At 73.1% G+C, this 10,681-nt stretch carries 9 protein-coding genes; 7 read left to right on the forward strand and 2 right to left on the reverse strand.

Annotated elements, in window-relative coordinates; all coding sequences use genetic code 11:
• From ACFCY7_RS37370 to ACFCY7_RS37390, 5 genes are all read left to right on the forward strand, one after another.
• Positions 1-112: proline racemase family protein (locus ACFCY7_RS37370; protein ID WP_376490547.1), on the forward strand; the 112-nt coding region annotated here is incomplete at its 5' end.
• Positions 109-1,494 carry an aldehyde dehydrogenase family protein gene (locus ACFCY7_RS37375; RefSeq protein WP_376490539.1) on the forward strand — a complete coding sequence of 462 codons (1,386 nt, stop codon included), beginning with the start codon at positions 109-111 and terminating at the stop codon, positions 1,492-1,494. The genes ACFCY7_RS37370 and ACFCY7_RS37375, both read left to right, overlap by 4 nt.
• Positions 1,495-1,541: 47 nt before the next feature.
• Positions 1,542-2,216, forward strand: coding sequence for a GntR family transcriptional regulator (locus tag ACFCY7_RS37380; RefSeq protein WP_376490540.1), 675 nt, complete (start codon positions 1,542-1,544; stop codon positions 2,214-2,216).
• A gap of 125 nt (positions 2,217-2,341) precedes the next feature.
• Positions 2,342-3,616 (forward strand): alpha/beta fold hydrolase, encoded by a 1,275-nt coding sequence (locus ACFCY7_RS37385; protein WP_376490541.1) that lies wholly within the window; start codon positions 2,342-2,344, stop codon positions 3,614-3,616.
• An 85-nt stretch (positions 3,617-3,701) separates the two neighbouring features.
• Positions 3,702-4,799, forward strand: coding sequence for a calcium:proton antiporter (locus tag ACFCY7_RS37390; RefSeq protein WP_376490542.1), 1,098 nt, complete (start codon positions 3,702-3,704; stop codon positions 4,797-4,799).
• Positions 4,800-4,878: 79 nt separating this feature from the next.
• On the opposite strand, the gene ACFCY7_RS37395 is transcribed toward ACFCY7_RS37390, so the two are convergent.
• Entirely contained in the window at positions 4,879-7,317 is a 2,439-nt protein-coding gene (locus ACFCY7_RS37395) for a penicillin acylase family protein (RefSeq protein ID WP_376490543.1), read from the reverse strand.
• 114 nt (positions 7,318-7,431) lie between these two features.
• Here ACFCY7_RS37395 and ACFCY7_RS37400 point away from each other — a divergent pair, with 114 nt between their 5' ends.
• Positions 7,432-8,940, forward strand: coding sequence for a fatty acyl-CoA synthetase (locus tag ACFCY7_RS37400; RefSeq protein ID WP_376490544.1), 1,509 nt, complete (start codon positions 7,432-7,434; stop codon positions 8,938-8,940).
• A gap of 64 nt (positions 8,941-9,004) precedes the next feature.
• Here ACFCY7_RS37400 and ACFCY7_RS37405 read toward each other — a convergent pair whose 3' ends face one another.
• Positions 9,005-9,385, reverse strand: a complete 381-nt coding sequence (locus ACFCY7_RS37405) for a VOC family protein (RefSeq protein ID WP_376490545.1) — start codon at positions 9,383-9,385, stop codon at positions 9,005-9,007.
• 190 nt (positions 9,386-9,575) lie between these two features.
• On the opposite strand from ACFCY7_RS37405, the gene ACFCY7_RS37410 reads away from it, so the two are divergent.
• A complete protein-coding gene (locus tag ACFCY7_RS37410) occupies positions 9,576-10,580 on the forward strand; it encodes a hypothetical protein (RefSeq protein WP_376490546.1) in 1,005 nt (334 codons plus the stop codon).
• Positions 10,581-10,681: the final 101 nt, after the last annotated feature.

Raw genomic sequence — 10,681 nt, forward strand, 5'->3', positions numbered from 1 at the left:
CGGCGACCTGCCCGCCATCATCCCCACCGTCACCGGCCGCGCCTGGATCACCGGCACCGCACAGTACTTCCTCGACCCCGACGACCCCTTCCCCGGAGGCTTCCTCCTGTGACCGACGCCCTTCCCCTCCTCACGTCCCGGAACCCCGCCGACCCCACCGACGTGCTCGTGCGGATCCCCGCCCCCGGCGCGTTCGCCGCCGTCGACACCGTCGAACGCGCCCGCGCCGCCCAGCCCGGCTGGCTGCGCGCGGGAGCCGCCGCCCGCTCGGCCGCCCTCGGCGCCGTCGCCGCCGGCATCGAGGCGGCGGCCGACGAACTGGCCGCCCTCGCCGTCCGCGAGGTCGGCAAGCCGCTCGCCGAGGCGCGGGCCGAGGTCGCCCGCACGGTCGCCATCTGGCGCTACTACGCCCAGGCCCCCTTCGACCCCACCGGCGCCGTCCACGAGACCGCGGCGGGAGCCGGGCTGCTGCTCAGCCGCCGCCGCCCGCACGGCGTCGCCGGACTCGTCACCCCCTGGAACTTCCCCTTCGCCATCCCGACGTGGAAGGCCGCACCGGCGCTCGCGACCGGGAACACGGTCGTCCTGAAGCCGGCGCCCGAGGCCACCGCCTGCGCCCTGCGGCTGGCCGAGATCGTCCGAGGGGTCCTCCCCGAGGGCGTGTTCACGGTCCTCCCCGGCGGCGCGACCGAGGGCAACGCGCTCGTCTCCGCCGCCGACGTCGTGTCCTTCACCGGCTCCACCCCCGTGGGCCAGGCGGTGGCCAGGGCCGCCACCGCCCGGGGCATCCCGGCGCAGGCCGAGATGGGCGGACTGAACGCGGCGCTCGTCCTCCCGGACGCGGACATCGAGCAGGCGGCGGCCCACATCGCCGCCTCCATCGCCGGGTACGCCGGCCAGAAGTGCACCGCCACCAGCCGTGTCATCGCCGTCGGCGCCGCCCTCGACCCGCTGCGCGAGGCGCTCTCCGAAGCCCTGCGGGCCGTCCCCGTCGGCGACCCCGCCGACCCGGCCACCGTGTGCGGACCCCTCGTCCACGAGCACGCCCGCGACCAGGTCGTCGAGGCCGCCCGGGGGCTCTCGGTCCTCGCGGGCGGCACCGTACCCGACCGGATCGGCTGGTACGCGACCCCGACGCTGGTCGAGAAGGTCTCGCCCGGACACCGGCTGCTCCGCGAGGAGGTCTTCGGCCCCGTGGCCTCGCTGCTGGCCGCCGACGACCTCGCCCACGCGATCCGGATCACCAACTCCGTGCCGTACGGCCTGGTCACCTCCGTCCACACGGCCGACCTGAACACGGCCCTGCACGGCCTCGACCTGCTCGACACGGGCATGATCCGGATCAACGCCCCGTCCACCGGCGTCGACTTCCACCTGCCGTTCGGCGGCTCCAAGGCGTCCAGCCACGGGCCCCGCGAGCAGGGCGCGGCGGCCCTGGACTTCTACACGTCGGGGCGGACCTACACCCTGGCACCCGCGGGCCCGGGAGCGTGACATCGTACGGTGGTGATGACAACCGGAACGAAGGGATCACCACCGTCATGGGGCACCTGACCCAGCGCGACCTCAACGCCTCCCGGGAGCGGCTGCGCGATCAGGTCGCCCACGCCCTGCGCGCCGCCCTGATCTCCGGCGAGCTGCGACCCGGGGTCGTGTACTCGGCCCCGACGCTCGCCGAGGACTTCGGCATCTCCGCCACCCCGGTCCGCGAGGCCATGCTCGACCTCGCCCGGGAGGGCCTGGTCGAGCCCGTCCGCAACAAGGGGTTCCGCGTCACCGAGGTCGACGAGCGCGACCTCGACCAGTACAACGAGATCCGGGCGCTCATCGAGATCCCCACGGTCGGCAAGGTCACCAGGCTCGCCGCCCGCGAAGACCTCGAAGCCCTCCGCCCCGTCGCCGAGGACATCGTGCGCGCCGCCCGCGCGCACGACCTCATCGGCTACCTGGAGGCGGACCGCCTCTTCCACCTCACCCTGCTGGGCCTCGCCGGCAACGAACGCCTCGTCGAGACCGTCGGCGACCTCCGCAAGCGCTCCCGCCTGTACGGCCTCACCGCCCTCGACGAGAGCGGCAACCTCCTCCCCTCCGCCGAGGAACACCTCGAACTCCTCGACCTCATGCTCGCCGGCGACGCCGCGGGCGCGGAGGCCTGCATGACCCGCCACCTGGGCCACGTCCGCTCCCTGTGGGCGAAGGACGACGGTCCCTCCTAGAGGACTGTCCCGCCGCTGGGCAGGACGCCCCGCGAGGGTCCCCGGCCCGCGTGTCGCGCGGGTGAGGTGAGGGTCGTGTGCGTCGCCGCAGCATGCCATGTCACACCTCACCCGTAAGGACCCTCGTGAACCCCGCGTACGCGACCGTCGACCACACCTTCACCGTCCCCCTCGACCACGGCGTCCCGGGCGGACCCACCATCGAGGTCTTCGCCCGGGAGGTCGCCGACCCGGCCCGCGCGGGCGAGGAACTCCCTTGGCTGCTCTACCTCCAGGGCGGACCCGGCGGCAAGTCGCCCCGCCCGTCGGCCGGTTCGCCCGGCTGGCTGGCGCACGCCCTGAAGACCCACCGGGTCCTGCTGCTCGACCAGCGCGGCACCGGCCGCTCCACCCCGGTCACGGTGCGGTCCGCCGCCCGGTTCGCCTCGCCCGAGGCGCTCGCCGGGTACCTGGCCCACTTCCGGGCCGACGCGATCGTCGCCGACGCGGAGCTCATCCGCCGCGAACTCTGCGGCGACACCCCCTGGGAGACCCTCGGGCAGAGCTACGGCGGCTTCATCACCCTCAGCTACCTGTCCACGGCCCCCGAGGGCCTGCGCGCCTGCTACGTCACCGGCGGACTGCCCGGCCTGACCGCCACCGCCGACGACGTGTACGCCCGCACCTACCCCCGCGTCCGCGACCGGGTCCTCGACTTCCACGCCCGCTACCCGGAGGACGCGCTCAGGCTGCGGAGGATCGCGGACCTCCTGGCGGCCGGTGACGTCCGCCTGCCCGACGGGGACCGGCTGACCCCGCGCCGGCTCAGGACGCTCGGGCTCGTCCTCGGGATGGGGGACGGCTTCGAGCGGCTCCACTGGCTGCTCGACGAGTCCGTGGACGCCGACGGCGAGCTGACGGACACCTTCCTCCAGCAGGTGACGACCCTGACGGGGTTCGCCGACAACCCGCTGTTCGCCGTCCTGCAGGAGACCCTGTACGGGCAGGGGGCCGGTCCGACCGGCTGGGCGGCCTCCCGGGCCATGGCCGGCTTCCCCGAGTTCGCGGAGGACGCCGACCCGCTGCTGCTCACCGGCGAGATGATGTACCCCTGGATGTTCCGCGAGATCAGGGGCCTGCGTCCGTTCGCGGACGCCGCGGACCTGCTCGCCGCCCGCACCGACTGGCCGGCCTTGTACGACCTGGGACGCCTCGCCGCCAACGAGGTCCCGCTGGCCGCGGTGGTCTACCACGACGACATGTACGTGGACGCGGGCCTCTCACTGCGCACGGCCAGGGACGTGGGTGCGACCCGTGTCTGGGTGACGAACGAGTGGGAGCACGACGGGTTGTCGGCGTCCGGCGGGCGCGTCCTCGCCCGGCTCATGGACCTGGCCGCCGGTCGTGTGACGGGTCGTTGACGCGGCAGCGCGCACAGGTGTGTGGGCCCCGGCCGCGCGGACCGAACGAAAGGGGCGAAAGGTCCGATGTGGCAGGATGCGGATCATGAGTTCGAGTTCGACCGCATTGACACGGCAGTGGACCACGTGGGGGCCGGTGGTGGCGGGGCTTGTCCTGGTCGCGGCGTGGGGCCGCGACCTGCCGGGCTTCGCCGTGGGGCTCATCGCGCTCTGCCTCCTCGCCGCCGTCCTGGCGGCCGTGCACCATGCGGAGGTGATCGCCCACCGGGTCGGCGAACCCTACGGGTCGCTCGTCCTGGCCGTGGCCGTCACCGTCATCGAGGTCGGACTGATCGTCGCGCTGATGGTGGGCGGCGGCGAGAAGACGGCGACGTACGCGCGCGACACCGTGTTCGCCGCCGTCATGATCACCTGCAACGGCATCGTCGGCCTGTCGCTCCTCGTCGCGGCCCTGCGCAACCGCGTCGCCGTCTTCAACGCCGAGGGCTCGGGCGGCGCGCTCGCGACCGTCTGCACGCTCGCGACGATGACGCTGGTCCTGCCGACGTTCACCACGAGCCATCCCGGCCCCGAGTTCTCCTCGGCGCAGCTGACCTTCGCCGCCGTCGCCTCCCTCTGCCTGTACGCGGTGTTCGTCGGCGTCCAGACGGTCCGCCACCGCGACTACTTCCTCCCGGTGCCGCGCCCGGGCGAGGACTCCGCGGACGACCACGCCGACCCGCCGGGCAAGCGGGAGGCGTGGATCAGCCTCGGTCTCCTGGTGGTGGCCCTCGTCGCCGTCGTCGGCAACGCCAAGCTGATCTCGCCCACCATCGAGGACGGCGTCCAGTCGGCCGGCCTGCCCAAGGCGGTCGTCGGTGTGGTCATCGCCCTGATGGTGCTGCTCCCCGAGACCCTCGCCGCCGTGCGGGCGGCCCGCCGCGACCGCGTGCAGACCAGCCTCAACCTCGCCTACGGGTCCGCCATCGCCAGCATCGGCCTGACGATCCCGTCGATCGCCCTCGCCTCGGTCTGGCTGTCCGGGCCCCTGGTGCTCGGCCTGGGGGCGCTGCACATGGTCCTGCTCGCCCTCACCGGTGTGGTGAGCGCGCTGACCGTGGTGCCCGGACGGGCCACCCTCCTCCAGGGCGGCGTCCATCTCGCGATCTTCGCCGCCTTCGTGTTCCTCTCGTTCAGTCCGTGACGGCACCCGGACCGCCATGGGTCCCGGGGCCCTGACGAGCCCCGGGCCGTGACGGCTCCCGGGGCCGTCGCGGCTCCCGTCAGCCCCTGACCACCACCACCACCCGCAGCGCCGGCGAGCGCAGGATGTCCTTCTCGCAGAAACGGGAGGTCACCCAGCGCTCGGCCGCGTACAGCCGGGTCTGGTCGGCGGAGTGCGGCGACGAGGGGTCGGACGACTGGGAGTACGAGAGGAGCGTGCGGGCGACCGGGCACCGCCCGCCGTCCCAGCCCACCGCCTGCACGTGGCTGGTCCCGTGGACGACGTCGACGTAGCCGCCGCCCGCCGCGCTCCACGCGGACTCGGTCTTGTTCCAGACGCCGAGGGCCTCGGTCCCGCCGCTCACCGGGATCCGCTGCCCGTTCCGCACCACGAACTGGTGCTCCCCGAGGGGCGCGTCGAGCGGGATGCCCGCCGCCCGCAGCTCCGCGACCGCGTCGCCGAGGGCCTTCGCGAAGCCCGGCGCCGCGGTGTTCACCGTGCGCGGGGTGCGGACGGGGTCGGTCGCGGAGAACGGCACCAGCCACTGGTCGGTCGGCTTCACCGTGCCGGTGAACCTCCGCCAGAAGCGGTCGAAGAGCAGCGCGCCCCGACTGTCCGTGTCGACCGTCCGGTCCCAGGCGCCGATCACCCGGCAGGCCTCCGGGTCGTCCGGCAGCGCGGCCGGGCAGGCCGCGGCCACGTCGGCCGCCGCCAGGTCGCCGGCCGGTGCCCGGTTGGCGAACTGCTGGCGCTGGAGGTCGGCCACCGTCAGGCCGCCGCGTGCCGCCATCGCCGTCACGTCCTCGACACCGCCCCGGGTGCGCAGCGAGCGCGGGGTCGCGATCGTGCCGAAGATCCGCTCGTAGCCGGTCAGCGGCCGGTCGGCGTTGGTCAGCCAGGCGCTGTCGTTGGAGTTCTCGACGTACGGGGTGTCCCGCAGCACCGGCATCCGGGCCGGTCCGAAGACCCCCGGCTGCACCGCGTCCGGGTCGGAGCCGAGCGCGCAGTCGGACCGCGCGCCGTCGAGCACCGCGACGCCCGACGCCGGATACGTCGCCCGGCCGAGCGGAGTGGAGCAGCGCTGCGCCAGCTCGTCGGTGATCCGGGGGAGCACCTGGGCCTGGCTGAAGAACGAGTGCCCGGCGGCGTCGGCCGCGACCGTGTTGACCCAGGGGAGCCCCTGGGTGCGGCGCAGGGTGTCGGCGACGTCCTGGGTCGAGCGCGCCTTGCCGAAGCCGAGCGCGGTGTCGGAGCCGCGCAGGTTCGCCGCGTTGGGGTCGTTGAGCGCGTACGCCGTGGTCGTGGTCCAGGGCAGCGGGAGCTGTGCGCCGAGGCCGCCGACGACCGGGCCGTACCGCGTCCACCACTGGGTACGGGTGACGGGGGCGCCGTCCTTGACCGGCACGGTCACCTGGCGCGCGGTCATCCGCTCCGGGCGGCCGTCGACGAGGTAGGAGGTCGGGTCGCCGGGGGAGAGCGTCAGCTGGTGCAGGTTGAGCGGCACCCCGGTGGCGACGGTGTGGCTCCAGGCCACCTTGTCGTTGAAGCCGATGTTCACGACGGTGGTGCCGAGGAGCGAGGCACCCGACACGTTCAGCTCGCCGGGAATGGTCTGCTGCGACTGCCAGAAGCGCCGGCCGCCCTGCCACGGGTAGTGCGGGTTGCCCAGGAGCAGCCCGCGCCCGTTCGCCGTGGTGGCGCCGGAGAACGCGACGGCGTTCGACCCCATGGTGGCGTTCTCGGCGGCGAACAGCTCCCTGGCGGCCGTGGCGGCGGCGTCCGGATCGGGGACGGCGCCGGAGACGGGTGCCGCCGGGGGCGCGGCGGGCGGCCGGGCGGCGGTGATGCCGTCGACGGCCCTGCCCTGGCCGCCGAGCACGGACACGGCGAAGCCGCGCCGGGCCACGTCGAGGGCGGTCACCGGGCGGACCCAGTCGGCGCCCGCGCAGGCGGGGTCGGTGATCCTGTTCTTGCGCAGCCAGGCGTTGTAGCCGGCCGCCCAGCCGCGCATCAGTTCCTTGAGGTCGCCGCTCGGCCCGGCGGGCGCCGGCGTCCGGAGCAGTTCCTCGACCGTCCCCGCATCCTTCACGCCGCGGAAGTACAGATCGCTGGAGAGGTTCGTGGCGGCGGACGACAGCGAGCCGTCCGTCGCGGCGTCGGGGCCGAAGTACCGTGAGCGTTCGCCGGTGACGGTGAGGAAGCCGTCCGCGAGCACGCAGACCTGGTCGGCCGCCTGCGCCCACCCCGTTCCGAAGCCGAGGTTCGCGTAGTCCTTCGCCACGATGTGCGGGATGCCGTACTCGGTGTACCGGATGACGGCCGACAGGCCCCGGTCCGACGGGTGCCGGCCCCGGTCGCCGGAGTCGGCGGCCGCCGCGCCGGGCAGCGAGGCGGTGACGACGGCGAGTGCGGCGCCGGTGAGTGCCAGGTGTTTCAGACGGGTGCGGAGGTGCAACGTGCCTCCCAACGGGTCGATGAGCACTGCGGGTCGGACCATGCACGCAGTCCCGCGCCCCCATGTCAACATCCCGTTCGGTATCCGAGGTCCGGGCATCTGCGCTGCGCGACGCGGTACTTGACCTTCCGCCCGTGCCGCGCGGAGGATCACCGCATGGATCGACTCCCCAGCCGTACCGTCGACGGTGTCCTTCGCGCGAGCGCCCGGCGCGTCCCCGACCGGATCGCCGTGCGGTACGCCGACCGGACCTGGACGTACGCGGAGCTGGACGAGGCCGTCACCACCGCCGCCGCCGTCCTGCGCGAGCGGCGGCACGGCCTCGCCCTGCCGGAGTACGCCCGGGTGGCGACGTACGGCCACAACTCGGACGCCTACCTCATCGCGTTCCTCGCCTGCGCCAGGGCCGGCCTGGTCCACGTGCCGGTCAACCACCACCTGACGGGCGAGGACCTCGCGTACGTCCTGGAGCAGTCGGACAGCTCGCTCGTCCTCGCCGACCCCGCCCTCGCCGACCGGATCCCCGACGGCTTCGCGGTCAAGGCGCTGCGGGACGCGCCCGGTTCACTGCTCGACGCGCTCGCCGAACCGGAGCCGTACCCCACCGACCGCGACGCCCGCGACCTCGCCCAGCTGCTCTACACCTCGGGCACCACCGCCCTGCCCAAGGGCGCGATGATGACCCACCTGGCGCTCGCGCACGAGTACGCGAGCGCCATCGAGGCCCTCGACCTGAGCGAGGACGACCGGCCGGTCCACGCGCTGCCGCTCTACCACTCGGCGCAGATGCACGTCTTCCTGCTGCCCTACCTCGCGGTGGGCGCCGAGAACACGATCGTCGACGGACCGGACCCGGCCGTCCTGTTCGACCTGATCGAGGCGGGCCGCGCGGACAGCGTCTTCGCCCCGCCGACCGTCTGGATCGCCCTCGCCAACCACCCGGAGTTCACCGCACGCGACCTGTCGGCGCTGCGCAAGGCGTACTACGGGGCCTCGATCATGCCCGTCCCCGTCCTCGAGCGGCTGCGCGCCCGGCTCCCCGGCCTCGCGTTCTACAACTGCTTCGGCCAGTCCGAGATCGGCCCGCTCGCCACGGTCCTCGGGCCCGACGAGCACGAGGGCCGGATGGACTCCTGCGGCCGGCCCGTCCGCCACGTCGAGGCCCGGGTCGTCGACGAGGACGGCAAGGACGTGCCCGACGGCACACCCGGCGAGATCGTGTACCGCTCACCGCAGCTGTGCTCGGGCTACTGGGACAAGCCCGAGGAGACCAAGGCGGCTTTCCGGGGCGGCTGGTTCCGCTCCGGCGACCTCGCCGTCCGCGACGCCGAAGGGTTCCTCACCATCGTCGACCGGGTGAAGGACGTCATCAACTCCGGGGGCGTCCTGATCGCCTCCCGCCAGGTCGAGGACGCCCTCTACACCCACCCCGGCGTCGCCGAGGCGGCCGTCATCGGCCTCCCCGACGACCGCTGGATCGAGGCGGTCACGGCCGTCGTCGTCCGCCGGGGCGAGGTCACCGAGGCCGAACTCCTCGCCCACGCACGGGACAACCTCGCCTCGTTCAAGGCGCCGAAGCGGGTCCACTTCGTGGACGCGCTTCCCCGCAACGCCAGCGGAAAGATCCTCAAGCGGGAGCTGAGGGACCGCTTCGGCGCCTCATGACACCGTCACGCGCGGGCGTCGGCCGACCCGTTCACGGCCGGCGCCCCGCGCGGACGCGCGTGTGTCAGGCCGCTCGTTCCTCCACCACGCAGAGAATGTTGCCCTCGCTGTCCTTGAACCAGGCGCCCCGCATGGTGTCCGACTCGACCACGCCGTCGACCGTCTTGATGCCGGGCAGGTCGTAGTCCTCGAACGTGACGCCCTTGGAGCGCAGTGTCGACATCTCCGCGTCGAGGTCGGCCACCTTCCAGCTCGCCAGGGTGTGCTCGGCCTTGCCGCCGTAGGGCGTCTCGTAGAGCCCGATCACGGTGCCACCGCACTCGTACCTGGTGTCCTCGGCCGACTCCCTGGTGAGGGGAAGACCGAGGGTCTCCGAGTAGAAGCGCTTGGCCCGGGCCATGTCGTTGACCGGAATGATCGCGGCGATGGGGGAGTCCGACAGCATCGCAACCACCTCCTCCCCCCAGGCTACGCGCGCGCGGCTCCACCCTCCGCTTGATCTTGCCGACGGCCGCCACCGGCCCGGAAGGGGTGACTCCGCCGTCCGGAAGGCAAGATCTCCCAGCCCTGAGACCGGCTCGGGGGGCGTGTTAGCTTGACGCCCGAACTTTCCAGTAATCCCGGGGGGGATATTCGTGAACCGTCGCAATCTGCTGAAGAGTGCCATCGCGGTCGGCCTGGGGGCGCCGCTCGCCTCCGTCGCCACCGCGACGCCCGCCCATGCCGCGGGCAACTACGACGTGCTCGTGACGGAGCAGGTCAAGAACAAGGTCATGCTGTTCCGCGCGATCAACCTGTGGACGCCCGAGAACCTGGGCTGGGAATGGGCGGCGCCCGCCCAGTCGGCGTGGGCCCGTCTCAACGACGCGCGCTTCCGTGAGACCGACCGCTTCGGCTGGGTGTGCATGGTCGCCGCGGGCGGCGGCAAGGTCGGCATGGTCAACTTCGGAGACGACGACGCCCTGTTGTGGTCGGCCACCCCGGGCGGGAACCCGCACGCGGTCGAGTACGTCCGCAGTCACGGCGTCGTGGTCGTGGCATCGTCGGAGTCGGTGTCGTCCGCCCTGCCCTACGAGGGCTACCTGTCCGTGTACGCCCCCACGAACGCCGACGATCCCGCCACGCTCGGGTCCGAGCCGGTCGACCGCATCGAGTACACGGGCGCGCACGGCCTCTGGTGGGACGGCTCCTTCCTGTACGCCCTCGGTTCGTGGACGCTCGCCAAGTACCGCATCACCGGCTCCCTCAAGGGCGCCCGCCTGGAACTCGTCCAGAAGTACGGGTGGCCCACCAGGTTCGACGGCCACAGCCTCGACATGGACTTCAGCGACCCGAGCAGGCTCCTCCTGAACGGCGCCCAGGCCATCTGGAGCGTCGACAAGGCGGACATCAGGCAACTCACGAACATCCGGCCGCAGAGCCCCGGCGTGAAGTCCTTCGCCCGCGCCGTCGACGGCGAGTCCTTCTGGCTCCAGTCCATCGACGTGACGGACCCGGTACCGGGCCAGAGCCGCTGGTGGAACGAGTACGTGCAGTTCTTCGACCCCACCGGGAAGCCCAGCTACCGCCGCGGGCTGGACTACTACGGCTACGAGGGCCGCTTCTACCGCGCCCGGATCGCCAGCACCAGGCTCACCTGATCGAGGGGCCGCCCGGGCGGCCCCTCCCAGGTCGCCGACCTGCGTCTTCGTCCGGAGAGTAGCCCGCGCGGGCTACTCACCGGACGGGGCATCTACGACTC

The sequence above is a fragment of the Streptomyces sp. NPDC056361 genome (assembly GCF_042262805.1).
Lineage (GTDB): Bacteria > Actinomycetota > Actinomycetes > Streptomycetales > Streptomycetaceae > Streptomyces.

Bases quoted from the DNA above. Each gene is read 5' to 3' on its own strand.
- ACFCY7_RS37400 (WP_376490544.1), top strand. From the start codon at position 7,432: ATGGATCGACTCCCCAGCCGTACCGTCGACGGTGTCCTTCGCGCGAGC.
- ACFCY7_RS37380 (WP_376490540.1), top strand. From the start codon at position 1,542: ATGGGGCACCTGACCCAGCGCGACCTCAACGCCTCCCGGGAGCGGCTG.
- ACFCY7_RS37390 (WP_376490542.1), top strand. From the start codon at position 3,702: ATGAGTTCGAGTTCGACCGCATTGACACGGCAGTGGACCACGTGGGGG.
- ACFCY7_RS37405 (WP_376490545.1), bottom strand. From the start codon at position 9,385: ATGCTGTCGGACTCCCCCATCGCCGCGATCATTCCGGTCAACGACATG.
- ACFCY7_RS37395 (WP_376490543.1), bottom strand. From the start codon at position 7,317: ATGGTCCGACCCGCAGTGCTCATCGACCCGTTGGGAGGCACGTTGCAC.